The organism is Pseudomonas sp. HMSC067G02, assembly GCF_001813485.1.
Taxonomy (GTDB): domain Bacteria; phylum Pseudomonadota; class Gammaproteobacteria; order Pseudomonadales; family Pseudomonadaceae; genus Pseudomonas; species Pseudomonas aeruginosa.
The window spans coordinates 29954-45306 of record NZ_KV812697.1; the positions used below are offsets into that span (position 1 = coordinate 29954).

Genomic DNA, 15353 nt, shown 5'->3' on the forward strand with positions numbered 1-15353 from the left:
GACTCAGGGCGAGACGCCGCCGAGCAACTGTTCGGCCAGCGCCGAGCCCTCGCGCAGGCGACGGTCGTTGCCGATGCGGCGGGTCAGGCCGATGCGGTCGAAGTGCTCGAGGATCTGGATGCTGCGCTTGCGGCCGATGCCCAGGCGGTCGCGGAATTCCGCCGGGCGGATCAGCCCGGCGGGGTCGCGGACCTGCACGGCGATCTCGGCCAATTGACGCAGGGTGGCTTCCGGGTAGAACAGGTCGCGCACCACCTGCTGCAACTGGCCCAGGCGCGCCAGCTTGCGCAGCAGGTTGCGCATGGCGGCTTCGTCCTGGCGCAGCTCGCGGGCCAGGTCGCGAACCCAGGGCGGGTCGTAGCGGCCGGCCTCGAGCAGCGGCCAGAGGCGCGCGCGCAGTTGCTCCTCGCTATCGCTCAGGCGCACTTCGTGGCCGGGCAGGTGCAGCCAGGGCCCGCTGCTGTGCACGTCGCCGCCGGCCAGGGCGGCCTCGAGCAAGGCGATGAACACCGGCCGCTCCAGCTGCGGCAGGGCGTAGCGACGCAGGCGGTCGCGGTCGGGACCGAGTTCGTCCGGTAGCTCTTCGTGGAAGCGCCGCAGGCCGGCGAGCAGTTGCTCGACCAGGGCGAACCAGCGCTCCCCGGCGAACAACCGGGGGCCGAGGCGGGTCTGCACCTCGACCACCTCTTCCGGCAGCCGCCAGTGCTCGCGCGGGCGGTTGAAGGATTGCACCAGGCGTTGCGGGTCTAGGCCGTTCTCGGCAGCGCCGAGCAAGGTCGGCAGCGCCTCCTCCAGGCTTTCCTGGCGCAGCGCCTGGAGCTGTGCCAGACGTGCCGGCGTTCGTCGGTTGCGCGCCGGCGCGGCGCCGTCGAGCACCCGCCCACCGCCAAGGGTGCGCTGCGCCGACTGGTCGCGCAGCACCAGGCGGTCGCCGTGCAGGGCCTGGATCGGCGCGTTCAGCACCAGTTGGGCGAAGGCGCGGTGGCCAGGCTCCAGTTGTTCGCCTTCGAGCAGGGCCAGGCGTCCGGTGACGTCCTGGGTGCCCAGGTGCAGGTGCACCGGGGTCCAGTGGGTGAAGTCGCGGAGTTCGTCGGGCAACAGGCGGAAGTCGATGTCGACCCGCGTGGTCGGCGCGTGCAGCGCTGCCTGCAGCAGCCAGTCGCCGCGCTGGATCTGTTCCAGCGCAAGGCGCTCGCCGGCGATGTTCAAGGCCACGCGCTGGCCGGCCCAGGCCTGTTGCGCGGGCCGGTTCTGCGCGTGCAGGCCGCGCACCCGCACCGGCCGTCCGGCGTTGCCGAGGAGCAGTTCGTCGCCCAGCGCGACCTGTCCGGAGAAGGCCGTGCCGGTGACCACGATGCCGCTGCCGGCGACGCTGAAGGCCCGGTCCACCGCCAGGCGGAAGTATCCCTCGCGGCTACGCTCGCGGACTTCGCCGGCGAGCCCGCCGAGTGCTTCGCGCAACGCCGCGACGCCCTCCCCGGTGCTGCTGGAGAGCGGGAAGATCGGCGAGCGCGCCAGCGGGCCGGAGGCCAGCAGGTGTTCGACCTGGGTCCGCACCTGCTGCACCCGCTGCGGCTCGACCCGGTCGATCTTGGTCAGCGCCACCAGCGCCCGGCGGATACCGAGCAGTTCGACGATCGCCAGGTGCTCGCGGGTCTGCGGCATCAGGCCGTCGTCGGCGGCCACCACCAGCAGCACGCAATCGATGCCGCTGGCGCCGGCCAGCATGTTGTGGACGAAGCGCTCGTGACCGGGCACGTCGATGAAGCCGGTGGGGCTGCCGTCGCCAAGGTCGGCGTAGAGGTAGCCCAGGTCGATGGTGATCCCGCGTTGGCGCTCGGCCGGGCGGCGGTCGCCCTCGATGCCGGTGAGGGCACGCAGCAGCGAGGTCTTGCCGTGGTCGATGTGCCCGGCGGTGCCGACGATCACGACAGCTCGCTCCGCAGTCGCGGCAACTGGGCGAGGAACGCCGGCTCGTCGTCGAGCTGGCGCAGGTCGAGCCAGAGGGCGTCGTCGTCGAGCCGACCGATCACCGGCAGCGGCAGCCCGCGCAGGGCTTCCTCGAGGTTGCGCAGGGCGCGTCCGCGCAGGCGCCTGGGCTGCCGCGGACGCAGGCACAGCGCAGCGCTGGCCAGCCGCGCCACCGGCTGCGCGCCGCTGCCGATCATGCCCAGGGCGTCGACCGCGGCGACCTCCCAGCCCTCGCCGAGCGCCTCGCCCAGCGCCGGCGCCAGACGCTCGGCCTGGGCGCGGATCTCCGCCGCCGGGCGGCTGAGCAGGCGCAGGGTGGTCAGGCGTTCGGCGAGGCGGTCCGGATCGCGGTACAGGCCGAGCACCGCCTCGAGGGCGGCGAGGGTCAGCTTGTCGACGCGCAGGGCGCGCTTGAGCGGGTTCTTCTTGATCCGCCCGATCAGTTCGCGGTTGCCGAGGATCAGCCCGGCCTGGGGCCCGCCGAGCAATTTGTCGCCGCTGAAGGTAACGATGTCGGCGCCGTCGGCCAGGGCTTCCTGCACCGTCGGTTCCTTGGGCAGGCCCCAGCGGGTCAGGTCCACCAGGGTGCCGCTGCCGAGGTCTTCCAGCAGCGGCAGGCCGTGGCCATGGGCGATGGCCGCCAGTTGCGCGGTGGGCACGCTGGCGGTGAAGCCCTGGACGCTGTAGTTGCTGGTATGCACGCGCATCAGCAGGCCGCTGCGCGGGCCGATGGCGGCTTCGTAGTCCCTGGCGTGGGTGCGGTTGGTGGTGCCCACCTCGTGCAAGCGCACGCCGGCGCGGGCCATGATGTCGGGAATGCGGAAGGCGCCGCCGATCTCGATCAGCTCGCCGCGCGAGATGATCCCTTCCTTGCGCGCCCCCAGGCTGTTCAGCGCCAGCAGCACCGCTGCCGCGTTGTTGTTGACCACGGTGACCGCCTCGGCGCCGGTGAGTTCGCGGATCAGCCCGGCGATCAGGTCGTCGCGGTCGCCGCGCTTGCCGCTGGCCAGGTCGAACTCCAGGTTCAGCGGGTAGCGCGCGGCCAGGGTGATCGCCTCGATGGCTTCGTCCGGCAGCAGGGCGCGGCCGAGGTTGGTATGCAACACCGTGCCGGTCAGGTTGAACACCCGCCGTACGCGGCTGGCATGCTGCGCGGCGAGGCGTTCGCCGGCGCGCCCGGCGAGCACCGCCTCGCTCAGTTCGATCTCGGCGAGGGCACCGCGTCGGGCCGGCTCGCGCAGTTCGTCGAGCAGGTCGCGGAGGGTCGCCAGCAACGCCTCGCGGCCGTAGCGCTGGTGCAGGGGAGCGGCCGCCGCGCTGCGCAGCAGGCGGTCGACCGAAGGCAAGCGAACGGAACTCATGGAGAAACCTTATCCACAGGGTAGGGTCACCGACACGCCCATCATAGACGCGTCGGCGCATGCCCGCAGCGTCTTCGGCTATTCGCCGCCGGGGGCCAGCAACAGGTTCGGCGAACGCCGCAGGTAGCCGTCCTCGGCCAGGCGCATGTCCAGCGCCAGGCTGGCCAGGTCATCGGCAAGGGCATCGGCGTGGCGGTCGAACTCCAGGTAGAACTGCTTCAGGTAGCCCTGGCAACTGGGGCAGGTCTCGGCGCGCAGCACGGCCTTTTCCGCCGGCTGCCCGTCATGCTCCAGGGACAGGTAGGTCAGGTGCTTGCTTTCCTCGCAGTGGCTGCACTTGATTCGCACGTAGTGCCATTCGCAGGCGCACAGCGAGCAGCTCAGGTAGCGCAGACCGGTTTCCTTGCCGCCCTGGCGGATCATCCCGGCCATCGGCGGCGAGCCGCAGGCGGGGCACAAGGTCCGGCTCTCGGTCTCGACCACCGCGCCCTCCTCCAGTCCCAGCAGCCAATGGCTCCAGGCTACTTGCAGGGCGGCGCCGAGGAACGGCACCAGGGCCGCCGGCAGGAGGTCGAACTGACCGCTGAGCAAGGCGATGGCCCAGGCCTTGCGCTGGCCTTCGTCGGCTTCGCGCAATTGTTCGAGTGCCGCGCCGACGGCGGCGTTGGCCGGTGCCGGGTAGCCCGCGAGCAGGGCATCCAGCCAGGGCAGCCAGGCGCCTTCGCGCACCAGCAGGTCGTAGGCCAGCGGCGGCATGCCGTGCTCGCGGCTCTTGCGCAGGCGCTCGGGGTCGAGCGGGGCCAGCGCCGGCGGGTTGTCCAGCAGCGCCTGCTGGAGCCGGCAGAGACCGGCGACCAGGCGCAGGTAGTCGCCCATCGGGTGCCCCTCGGCCAGTTGCAGCAGGCGCTCGCCGCGGAGGGCGAACAGGTCGCGCGACGGCTGGTGCAGGTGCGGGGGAATGTTGGCGGCGGCTTCGATCTGCCCCGGCTGAAGAATGGTGCGTGACACGGGAACTCCTCGGGTCTGCGCCGGCGGGCCGGTGGGCCGCGCCGCAACGATCGGGCGCCCGGAGGGGCGCGGAATGAATGCAAAGGCCCCATCGCTGGGGCCTCCGGTCGGGCGATGGCGACACTATACGAGTCAGTGCTCCTCGCCCTTGCCGACTTCCTTCAGCCAGCCATTATGGTGCTTGCGCGCCCAGGCGCGGCTGACCTTGCCGTAGAGCATCGCGCCCATCGAGCCCTTGACCCAGATGCCGGCGTAGATGTGCACGATGATGCTGGCGATCAGGACGAAGGCGGCGAAGGCGTGCAGGAGCGCCGACAGGCGGATCGCCTCGATGCCGAACCAGGCGCTGAAGTACTGGCGCCAGATCACGATGCCAGTGACCAGCAGGGTCAACATGCTCAGCAGCAGCACCCAGAACAGCAGCTTCTGCCCGGCGTTGTAGCGGCCGACTTCCGGGAGGTTCTCCTCGCGGTTGCTGACCACGTCGCGCCACTGCTTGAGCCACTGGATATCGCTCTTCTGCACCCGGTTGTGGTGAGCGAAGCGCACCACCAGACCGAGGAAGAAGACGAACATCGCCAGCCCCAGGAAGGGGTGCAGGATACGCGTCCAGGGACCGCCGCCGAACAGGTTGGTCAGCCAGAACAGCGCCGGGTGGAACAGCGCCAGCCCGGACAGCCCGGCCATGAAGAACAGGATCGCCACGGCCCAGTGGTTGCTGCGCTCGTTGGCGTTGTAGCGCTGGATTTCATTTTTCATTTCCGACTCCTCGAGAGCGCCGCCGCTGCCGCCGGGTCGCGGAGGACCGGCGGCAACGCCCGCGCGCAGGCTCAACGACGCTCGTGCGGGTCAAAGGTGTGTACCGACGGATCGACCTGGTGCACCGGTGCCTCGGCTTGCCCGTGGTCTTCCTCGTCGTCCGCGCGGTTGGGACCGACGCGCACATAGTGGAAGAACCCGGCGAGCACCGTGGCGCCCATGGCCAACAGCGCCAGCGGCTTGGTCACGCCCTTCCACAGGCTGACCAGCGGGCTGACGCTCGGCTGGTCGGCCAGGCCGGCATAGAGCGACGGCTTGTCGGCGTGGTGCAGCACGTACATCACGTGGGTGCCGCCCACCCCTTCGGGGTCGTACAGGCCGGCGTTCTCGTAACCGCGGCTCTTCAGGTCGACGATGCGTTCGGCGGCGTGTTCCTTCATGTCCTCCTTGCTGCCGAAGACGATGGCGCCGGTCGGGCAGGTCTTCACGCAGGCCGGCTCCATGCCCACCGAGACGCGGTCGGAACACAGGCTGCACTTGTAGGCCTTGTGGTCCTTCTGCGAGATCCGTGGGATGTCGAACGGGCAACCGGTGATGCAGTAGCCACAACCGATGCACTTGTCCTGGTTGAAGTCGACGATGCCGTTGGCGTACTTCACGATCGCTCCCGGGCTCGGGCAGGCCTTCAGGCAGCCCGGCTCGGCACAGTGCATGCAACCATCCTTGCGGATCAGCCACTCGAGGTTGCCGGCCTCGTTCTCGTGCTCGGTGAAACGCATCACCGTCCACGAGTCGGCCGTCAGGTCCATGGGGTTGTCGTAGGTGCCGTGGTTGTGGCCGACCTCGTCGCGCAGCTCGTTCCATTCCGAGCAGGCGACCTGGCAGGCCTTGCAACCGATGCACTTGGACACATCGATCAGTTTCGCCACTTCCTCCTGGTTCCGCACCGAGGGCATCGGCGTGGTGGTCGCGGAGCGGGCGTGGATGTCCTGACTACTCATGTTTCACCTCACGCCTTTTCCACGTTGACCAGGAACGACTTGAACTCCGGCGTCTGGGTATTCCCGTCGCCCACGAAGGGGGTCAGGGTGTTGGCCAGGAAGCCGTTGCGCGCCATGCCGGCGAAGCCCCAGTGGATCGGGATGCCGACATGGTGCACGGTCTTGCCGTCCACCTGCAGCGGGCGGATGCGCTTGGTCACCACCGCCACCGCCTTGATGTAGCCGCGGTTGGAGGAGACCTTGACCTTGTCGCCGGCATTGATGCCCAGCTCCTTGGCCAGCGCCTCGCCGATCTCGACGAACTGCTCGGGCTGGGTGATCGCATTCAGCCGGCAGTGCTTGGTCCAGTAGTGGAAGTGCTCGGTGAGCCGGTAGGTGGTCGCCGCGTAGGGGAACTCGTCGGCCGTGCCGAACAGTTCCATGTCGTTCTTGAACACCCGTGCCGCCGGGTTGCTGATCGCCTTGCGGTTGTCGCGGTGCAAGGGGTTCACCCCGATCGGCGTCTCGAACGGCTCGTAGTGCTCGGGGAACGGGCCTTCGGCCATCTTGTCGACGGCGAACAGGCGGGCCACCCCTTCGGGGTTCATGATGAACGGGTTCATCCCGGCTTCCGGCGGTACGTCGGCCTTGTAGTCGGGCACGTCGGTGCCGCCCCAGGACTTGCCGTTCCACCACACCAGGCGCTTCTTCTCCGGGTCCCACGGCTTGCCGCTGACGTCGGCCGAGGCGCGGTTGTAGAGAATCCGCCGGTTCGCCGGCCAGGCCCAGGCCCAGCCGAGGGTCTGGCCCATGCCGTAGGGGTCGCTGTTGTCGCGGCGGCCCATCTGGTTGCCCTGCTGGGTCCAGGAGCCGGCGAAGATCCAGCAGCCGCTCGCCGTGCTGCCGTCGTCGCGCAGCAGGGCGAAGCCCGGCAACTGCTCGCCGGCCTTGGCCAGGATCATGCCGTTGGCCGGGTCGACCAGGTCGCTCAGGGCCTTGCCGTTGAACTCCCGGGCCAGTTCGTCCGGGCCCGGTTCGTCGGGCTTGAGGTAGGACCAGTCGAGGCCAAGGATCGGGTCGGGGAAGGCCCCGCCGTCCTTGCGGTACATCTCGCGCAGGCGGTGGAACAGCCCGGCCATGATGGCGATGTCCGGACGCGCCTGGCCCGGCGGCTCGGCGCCCTTCCAGTGCCACTGCAACCAGCGGCCGCTGTTGACGATCGAGCCGTCTTCCTCGGCGAAGCAGGAGGTGGGCAGGCGGAACACCGTGGTCTTGATGCTGGCGGTGTCGACGTCGTTGTACTCGCCGACGTTGCGCCAGAACTCCGAGGTCTCGGTCACCAGCGGGTCCATCACCACCATCCACTTCAGGCGCGCCAGCGCGGCGCCGACCTTGGCCTTGTTGGGGAACGAGGCGATGGGGTTGAAGCCCTGGCAGAAGTAACCGTTGACCTTGCCCTGGTACATCATGTCGAAGTAGCGCAGCACGTCGTAGCCGGCGCCCGGCATGTCGAGCTTGGGCAGCCAGTCGTAGCACCAGTTGTTTTCCTTGGTCGCCGACTTGCCGAACCAGGCCTTCATCAGGCTGACGTGGAACTTGCCGTAGTTCTGCCAGTAGGACAGTTGTCCCGGGCGCAGCGGCTTGGCCGTGCGCTTGGCGATGTAGGCGTCGTAGTCCTGCTCGGCGTCCATCGCCAGGGTCAGGTAGCCCGGCAGCGAGTTGGACAGCAGGCCGAGGTCGGTCAGGCCCTGGATGTTGGAGTGGCCGCGCAGGGCGTTCATGCCGCCGCCGGGCATGCCGATGTTGCCCAGCAGCAGCTGGACCATCGCGCCGGTGCGGATCATCTGCGCGCCTACCGAGTGCTGGGTCCAGCCCAGGGCGTACATGATGGTCATGACCTTGCCCGGCTTGGAGGTCTCGGCGATTTCCGCCCAGACCTTGAGCATCATGTCCTTCGGCGTACCGCAGATGTTGCTCACCACGTCCGGGGTGTAGCGGCTGTAGTGCTGCTTGAGCAGGTTGAACACGCAGCGCGGGTGGGTCAGGGTCGGGTCGACCTTGGCATAGCCGTCCTCACCGATCTCGTAGCCCCAGGAGGACTTGTCCGGGTAGGTCCGCTTCTCGGCGTCGTAGCCGTTGAACAGGCCGTCCTCGAAGCTGAAGCCTTCCTTCACGATGAACGAGACATCGGTGTAGTTGCGCACGTATTCGTGCTGGATCTTGTCGTTTTCCAGCAGATAGTTGATCAGGCCGCCGAGGAAGGCGATGTCGGTGCCGGTCCGGATCGGCGCGTAGTAGTCGGCGACCGAGGCGGAACGGGTGAAACGCGGATCGACCACCAGCAGCCGCGCCTTGTTGTGCGCCTTGGCTTCGGTGACCCATTTGAATCCGCATGGGTGGGCTTCGGCGGCGTTGCCGCCCATGATCAGCACCAGATCGGCATTCTTGATGTCGGTCCAGTGGTTGGTCATGGCTCCACGGCCAAACGTCGGGGCAAGACTTGCCACCGTCGGGCCGTGTCAGACACGCGCTTGGTTGTCGAATCCCAAAATGCCGAGGGAACGCACCACCTTGTGGGTGATGTAGCCGGCTTCGTTGGACGAGGCGGACGCGGCGAGGAAGCCGGTGGTCAACCAGCGGTTGACGGTCTGGCCCTGCTCGTTCTTCTCGACGAAGTTGGCGTCGCGGTCTTCCTTCATCAGCTTGGCGATGCGCTCGAGGGCTTCGTCCCACTCGATGCGCTTCCACTCGCTGGAGCCGGCCTCGCGCACTTCCGGATACTTCAGGCGGTTCGGGCTGTGGATGTAGTCCAGCAGGCCGGCACCTTTCGGGCAGAGGGTGCCGCGGTTGACCGGATGGTCGGCGTCGCCCTCGATGTGGATGATGTTCTGCGCGACGTTCTTGGCGCCGTCGCCCTGGCTGTACATGATCAGGCCGCAACCGACCGAACAGTAGGTACAGGTGTTGCGGGTCTCGACCGTGTGCGCCAGCTTGAAGTGGCGGACCTGGTCGGCGAAGGCCTCCGTGGGGGCCATCCCGAGCGCCGCAAGGCTCGATCCTCCAAGGCCTATACCGCAGACCTTGAAGAATTGCCGACGGTTCATATCCATCGTGCATCTCCTGCATCAGGCAAAGGACACCCGGGACATGGCCGGATGTCTCTGGTTAAAAGATAGCCAGCCTGGCGAGGTACGCCAGCCGGGCATGGCTACGGGGCAGCGAACCCTACACGAACGCTGGGTTTTTCTGCCTTGACCGGAGTCATTACACGGCGGCGCAAACCTTGTCCAGCAAGGTGCGCGGAATCGGGACGGGTCCGAACGCCGCGAGGCGCGCGAACAGGAGGTGATATCCAGGTGCCATTAGACCAAAGGCTAATGCCGGGTCGCCTACGGCTGCGGCGACCCGGCGAGCGGATCAGAGTCCGACGTTCCTGAGGCGATTGGCATGCTGCCGATAGACCTGGGTCGGGTCGCTCTCGAACAGGCTGACCAGGCCGAGCAACTGGTTGACTTCGTCCAGATGGTCCATCCGGTAGTTGTCCTTCACCACGCTGCCCAGGTGGCTGGAGCATTGGCCGACCAGACCGTCGTTGGCCTCGCCGAACAGCAGCCCGGTCACCGCCAGGCCGGCGGAGCTCGGGTCGAGCGCATTGGTCAGGGAGCCGGTGCCGCTCATCGAGTAGTAGCGCACCCCGGCTACCGTCTCCGCGCCCTGGCCACAGGCGCTGGCCGGGATCGCCTGCGGGAAGCGCTGGTTGAACCGCGCGGTGCCGGGAGTGTTGAGACTGTTCAGGGCAGCCAGCGCGTCGCCCTTGACCCACTCGCCGCCGTCGACGATGTCGACCACCGAGAACAGCGCCTCCACCGCCGAGGCGATCACCTCGGTGCCGATCGGCCCGAGGAACTCGCTGAAGCCGGTCACCGCGTCGGCTACCGGCGTGCCCTTGTGCGGCGTGCCCATGGTGGTGACCGAGGCCACCAGTTGCGGCGCCACCCCGGCGACGTAGCGCACGGTCATGCCGCCCTGGCTGTGGCCGATCAGGTTGACTTTCTCCGCGCCGGTCAGGGCCAGGACTTCCTCCACCTGCGCCAGTAGCTGTTCGCCGCGCACCTCGTTGCTGTTCACCGGCGACTGCGAGGTAGCGAAGACCTTCGCGCCGTCCTTCTCCAGGGCCGGCACGATAGCGTGCCAGTAGTCCACCGGGCCGACGCTCTTGAAGCCGAACAGACCGTGGGACAGCACGATGGGATAGCGCGTGCGGGTGTAGTCGGTCGCAGCGTGCACGGGAAGGCTGGCGGCCAGCGCTACCAGCGCCGCCGCGAGGAACGTCTTGTTCTTGTTCATCGTCGAGACTCCGTTCGGATTGGACAGGCAGTTGGCAAGGCACGTGCTGAGCGGGCCGGAACCCCAGCCTGACAGCGCCGCCAAAGGCGTCGAGCCGTGCTTAAGTTGGGCTCCCGGCGCACGCCATTACCCCGGGTAACAGCGCCGCCGTTCCCATTCCGCCCGCCGCGCCGCAAGTGCTGTCGGAGAGCTTTCGACGCCTGTCACCCGGGGCCACAGCGGTGCAGCGCAGCGAGCACCTATCCGATCAGCCAGTCCGCCGGCTTGACCGAAATGCCTGGCGGTTCCGGCAAGCGGGCCGCATTCGGCGGCGGCGCAACTTCCTATGGTGAAGCGTCCCTGGCTACCGGAACCGCGCCATGCGCAACCCCTACCCGCCGCTCGCCGCCGCTCCCTATCCGCACCTGCTGGCCCCGCTGGACCTGGGCTTCACCCGTCTGCGCAACCGCGTGGTGATGGGTTCGATGCACACCGGGCTGGAGGATCGCCTGTGGGACTTCGGCAAGCTCGCCGCCTACTATCGCGAGCGCGCCCGGGGCGGCGTCGGGCTGATCGTCACCGGCGGCTTCGCGCCCTGCCGCGAAGGTTGGCTGCTGCCCTTCGGCAGCAGCCTCACCAGCGCCCTGGAGGTGCCCGCCCATCGTCGCCTGACCCAGGCGGTGCATGCCGAGGGCGGCAAGATCCTGCTGCAGATCCTCCACGCCGGGCGCTATGGCTACCACCCGATGGCGGTGTCCGCCTCGCCGTTGAAGTCGCCGATCAGTTGGTTCACCCCGCGCGAACTCTCCGAGCGCGGCATCCGCAAGACCATCCGCGCCTTCGTCCGTTGCGCGCGGCTGGCCAAGGCCGCCGCCTACGACGGCGTGGAAGTGATGGGCAGCGAAGGCTACCTGCTCAACCAGTTCCTCTGCCCGCGCACCAACCGCCGCGACGACCAGTGGGGCGGCCCGCTGGAAAACCGCATGCGCCTGGCGCTGGAGATCGTCCGCGGCATCCGGCGGATCGTCGGCCAACGCTTCATCCTCTGCTATCGCCTGTCGCTGCTCGACCTGGTCGAGGGCGGCAATACCTGGGACGAAGTACGGCGCATCGCCCTGGCCCTGGAGGAAGCCGGCATCACCCTGCTCAACACCGGTATCGGCTGGCACGAGTCGCGCGTGCCGACCATCGTCACCTCGGTGCCGCGCGCGGCCTTCGCCGAGGTCAGCGCACGGCTGCGCCACGAACTGAAGGTGCCGGTGATCGCCAGCAACCGGATCAACACCCCGGAGGTCGCCGAATCCCTGCTCGCCGCCGGCAAGGCCGACCTGGTATCGATGGCCCGGCCGTTGCTGGCCGACCCGCAGTTCGTGGCCAAGGCCGGTGCCGGCCGGGCCGAGGAGATCAACACCTGCATCGCCTGCAACCAGGCCTGCCTCGATCATGCCTTCGCCAACCGCCGCGCCACCTGCCTGGTCAACCCGCGGGCGGCCTTCGAGACCGAGTTGCGCTACCGCAAGGCGCGCACGCAGAAGCGCATCGCGGTGATCGGCGCCGGCCCCGCCGGGCTCTCCGCCGCCTGCGTGGCCGCCGAGCGCGGGCATCGGGTCAGCCTGTTCGAGGCGAGCGGGGAAATCGGCGGGCAGTTCAACCTGGCCAAGCGGATTCCCGGCAAGGAAGAGTTCCGCGAAACCCTGCGCTACTTCCGCGTGCGCCTGGAACGCCTCGGCGTCGACCTGCGCCTCGGCCACCGGGTGCGCCAGGGCGAGCTGGACGGTCAGTTCGACGACGTGGTGGTGGCCACCGGCATCCAGCCACGCCGGCCAAGGATCGACGGCATCGGCGGACCGACCGTACTCAGCTACGTGGACGTGCTGCGCGGCGCGCCGGTGGGCGCGCGGGTCGCCATCGTCGGCGCCGGCGGCATCGGCTTCGACGTCGCCGCCTTCCTCGTCGCCGCGCCCAGCGACGGCCAGCCGCGGGCGCTCGGCGAATGGCTCGCGGAATGGGGCGTGGACCTCGACAACAGCCAGCCCGGCGGCCTCCGCGAACCCGCTCCGACGCAGCCGGCGCGCCAGGTCTGGCTGCTCCAGCGCAAGCCCGGCGCCCCCGGCGCGCAGCTCGGCAAGACCAGCGGCTGGGTGCACCGCGCGCACCTCAGGCACAACGCCGTGCGCATGCTCGGCGGGGTGGAGTACCTGAAGATCGACGAACGCGGCTTGTTGATCCGCGTCGACGGCGAGGAACGCTGGCTGGAGGTGGACAACGTGGTGATCTGCGCCGGCCAGGAGCCGCTGCGCGAGTTGCAGATCAGCCAGGCGGCGGAAAGCCTGCGCTTCCACCTGATCGGCGGGGCGCGGGTGGCAGGGGAACTGGATGCCAAGCGGGCGATTCGCGAGGGGGCCATGCTGGCGGCGCGCTTGTAGGGGGATAACGCCGCTGGCGGCATGGCGGCCGTAGGGCGAACAACCGCTCGCGATTACCCGCCGGGCGGAATCCGAGGGCGAGCGATGGGGCCTCGCGTTTTCCTCCTCCGCCCCCGCCTGGTGCATACTGTGCGACTCCCCGTACCACTCCGGCCCGTCCCTCGCCATGCGCGGGGCGCGCTCGCCGTCATCGTTCCAGGAGTCTTCCATGCCCACTCCCCCCTGGTGGCTGTTCGTCCTGCCCCTGCTCGCCGGCGCCTGCCTGCCGCTGCAGGCGGGGATCAACGGCCAGTTGGCCAAGCAGGTGTCCAGCGTCCTCGCCGCGGCACTGATCTCGTTCTTCGTCGGCACCCTCGGGTTGCTCGCCCTGACCCTCTCGCAGCGCGAGTTTCCCGGCCTGGCGGCATTGCGCGGGCTGAGCTGGTGGCACTGGTGCGGCGGTTTCCTCGGCATGTTCTTCATCTTCATCGCCGCCTTCGCCGCACCGCGCATCGGCGCGCTGATGTTCATGGTGCTGGTGCTCGCCGGCCAGTTGGGCATGGCCATGAGCCTCGACCACTTCGGTTGGGCCGGCTTCCGCGAGGCACCGATCAGCGCGCTGAAGCTGGGCGGGTTGGCACTGATCGGCGCCGGCATCTGGATGATCCGCAAGGGCTGAGTGCGTCTTGCCGCGGACGCGTCGGCCGGCCTATAGTCGGCCTCGGCGTTCTCCACGCCTCCCGTCCGCGGAAAGGGCAGCGCCCAGGCGATCCACCCCACGCATCGCGCATGCGACTCCAGGCCTGATGGCGGACAAGGCTGCAGAGGAGATCGTATGTCCTTTTCCCGCACTCTCGGCGACGGCCGGATCAATCTCGAACAGCAACGCAAGCGCGCCAAGGAGCTGTTGCGCCAGTGGCGCCGCGACCCGGCCAGCCGTACAGGGCTTCCGGGGCAGGAGCCGCGCCTGGCCGACGCCCAGTGGCAGGTGGCGCGCGAGCTGGGCTTCGCCAGTTGGCCGCGACTCAAGGCGCATGTCGACGCCATCGCCTTCGCCAGCCGCCACCCCGACTTGGTCGGCGGCGACGAGGCCGCGACCCTGCACCTGCGCTGCGGCAACGATATCGCCCACGGCCTGAAGCTCGCCGGCTTTCGCGGCGACTTCCGGATGTTCGCCGACCCGCTGACCATGGGACCGGTGCCGAACCTGCCGTTGCCCGAGTTCCTCGCCCTGCGCAGCGACTACCTGAGCCGCGCCTTCGACCTCGACCCGGCCGACGCCCAGGCCCGCCAGCGCCAGGAATACGCCGGGCTCGAGCGGCTCGGCGAATACTCGCGGGTGGCGCTCTGGTGCGAGGCGGACGCCTACGACCAGTTGTTCCTGCTCCGGGTGCTGGCAGGAATGCAGACGCCGCCGGAGCATCTGGAACTGATCGAGATCGACCGCGTGCCAGGCGTCGAGCGCTTCGTCGGCATCGGCCAACTGGCGCCTGAGCTGCTCGCCTGGCTATGGACTCGGCGTCGCCCGCTGGACACCGAAGCCCTGGCGCTGGCCCGCGCGGCCTGGGACGCCTACCGCGATCCGGTGCCACTGCGCTGGGCGCAACTGGCCGCCGCGCCAACCCCGGCGCTACCGTTGCTGGGGCCGGCGCTGCGTCGGCAACTGCATGAACTGCCGGCCCTGCGCGACGGCCTGTCGCTGAGCGAACGGCTGACACTGGAGATCGTCCGCGACGGCGAGCGGCCGAGCGCCGGTCAGGTCTTCGCCGAGCTGACCGCACGGCGCGAGCCGCTGCCCTATCTCGGCGACCTGATGTTCCGCGTCCTGCTCCGCGCGCTGCTGGAAGAGCCCGGTGCGCTGCTGCGCACGCCGACGCCGGAACTGCCCTGGGAACGCCAGCCGCTGGCGCTGACCGCTGCGGGCCGCGAGGTCCTGGCCGGGCGGCGCTACCGCCTCGACCTCGGCGCCCCCGAACGCTGGGTCGGCGGCGTACGCCTGCGCGCCGGCACCGCGCACTGGGCTCTGGACGAGCAGGACCGGCCGGTATGGCGGGAGGACCCACGGCACTGACGCTCATCGCCCGGACGAGCGCAACGGGCGCGCAGCCACTATCATTGCGCGCCCGTTTCCCCCGCCCCCGCCCGCCGATGAAGAAGATCCCGCTCGCCGCCGCCGACCCCGACCGCCTGGATACCTGGGTGAAATACCGCGAAGGCCTATGCGGCGAGTGCAACGCGACCTGCTGCACGCTGCCGGTGGAAGTGCGCATCGACGACCTGATCCGCATGCGACTGGTCGACGAGTTCGAGCGCGAGGAACCGGCCAAGCGAATCGCCAAGCGACTGGAAAAGGATGGCGTGATCGAGCACTTCAACCACAAGCGCGAGATCTTCACCCTCACCCGCATGGCCAACGGCGACTGCCTGTACCTCGACCGCAAGACCCGCCTGTGCACCATCTATGCCCGCCGCCCGGACACCTGCCGCAACCACCCGCGCATCGGCCCGCGTCCCGGCCACTGCGCCTACCGGCCGAAGTAGCC

Annotated in this window: 11 protein-coding genes; 4 read left to right on the forward strand and 7 right to left on the reverse strand. The window is 69.1% G+C overall.

Annotation, left to right across the window (positions count from 1 at the left end; all coding sequences use genetic code 11):
* Positions 1 to 3: 3 nt before the first annotated feature.
* The 7 genes from selB to lipC form a co-directional block, all read right to left on the reverse strand.
* Positions 4 to 1929: a selenocysteine-specific translation elongation factor gene (gene selB / locus HMPREF2914_RS19150; protein ID WP_023092651.1), complete on the reverse strand. Its 1926-nt coding sequence runs from the start codon at positions 1927 to 1929 to the stop codon at positions 4 to 6.
* Positions 1926 to 3332, reverse strand: coding sequence for an L-seryl-tRNA(Sec) selenium transferase (selA, locus tag HMPREF2914_RS19155; RefSeq protein ID WP_023092652.1), 1407 nt, complete (start codon positions 3330 to 3332; stop codon positions 1926 to 1928). Before selA ends, selB begins: the two co-directional genes overlap by 4 nt.
* A 78-nt stretch (positions 3333 to 3410) precedes the next feature.
* On the reverse strand, positions 3411 to 4340 hold the full coding sequence (fdhE, locus tag HMPREF2914_RS19160; RefSeq protein WP_023092653.1) for a formate dehydrogenase accessory protein FdhE: 930 nt from the start codon (positions 4338 to 4340) through the stop codon (positions 3411 to 3413).
* Between the two features lie 132 nt (positions 4341 to 4472).
* Positions 4473 to 5099, reverse strand: coding sequence for a formate dehydrogenase subunit gamma (locus HMPREF2914_RS19165; RefSeq protein ID WP_003095316.1), 627 nt, complete (start codon positions 5097 to 5099; stop codon positions 4473 to 4475).
* Between the two features lie 71 nt (positions 5100 to 5170).
* The gene (fdxH, locus tag HMPREF2914_RS19170) at positions 5171 to 6100 is read right to left on the reverse strand and encodes a formate dehydrogenase subunit beta (protein WP_003106793.1); all 930 of its coding nucleotides are present in this window, start codon (positions 6098 to 6100) and stop codon (positions 5171 to 5173) included.
* Positions 6101 to 6108: 8 nt separating this feature from the next.
* Complete coding sequence (gene fdnG, locus HMPREF2914_RS19175) at positions 6109 to 9189, reverse strand: formate dehydrogenase-N subunit alpha (RefSeq protein WP_023518136.1); 3081 nt, start codon at positions 9187 to 9189, stop codon at positions 6109 to 6111.
* A gap of 307 nt (positions 9190 to 9496) precedes the next feature.
* Positions 9497 to 10426, reverse strand: a complete 930-nt coding sequence (lipC, locus tag HMPREF2914_RS19185) for a lipase LipC (protein WP_003095318.1) — start codon at positions 10424 to 10426, stop codon at positions 9497 to 9499.
* 359 nt (positions 10427 to 10785) lie between these two features.
* On the opposite strand from lipC, the gene HMPREF2914_RS19190 reads away from it, so the two are divergent.
* The 4 genes from HMPREF2914_RS19190 to HMPREF2914_RS19205 all read left to right on the forward strand — a co-directional run bounded on the left by HMPREF2914_RS19190 (position 10786) and on the right by HMPREF2914_RS19205 (position 15351).
* Positions 10786 to 12831, forward strand: a complete 2046-nt coding sequence (locus tag HMPREF2914_RS19190) for an NADPH-dependent 2,4-dienoyl-CoA reductase (protein ID WP_023092654.1) — start codon at positions 10786 to 10788, stop codon at positions 12829 to 12831.
* 208 nt (positions 12832 to 13039) lie between these two features.
* Positions 13040 to 13489: a DMT family transporter gene (locus HMPREF2914_RS19195; RefSeq protein ID WP_003095321.1), complete on the forward strand. Its 450-nt coding sequence runs from the start codon at positions 13040 to 13042 to the stop codon at positions 13487 to 13489.
* Between the two features lie 156 nt (positions 13490 to 13645).
* On the forward strand, positions 13646 to 14881 hold the full coding sequence (locus tag HMPREF2914_RS19200) for a DUF1835 domain-containing protein (protein ID WP_019485921.1): 1236 nt from the start codon (positions 13646 to 13648) through the stop codon (positions 14879 to 14881).
* The gene (locus HMPREF2914_RS19205; RefSeq protein WP_003135287.1) at positions 14857 to 15351 is read left to right on the forward strand and encodes a YkgJ family cysteine cluster protein; all 495 of its coding nucleotides are present in this window, start codon (positions 14857 to 14859) and stop codon (positions 15349 to 15351) included. Before HMPREF2914_RS19200 ends, HMPREF2914_RS19205 begins: the two co-directional genes overlap by 25 nt.
* Positions 15352 to 15353: the final 2 nt, after the last annotated feature.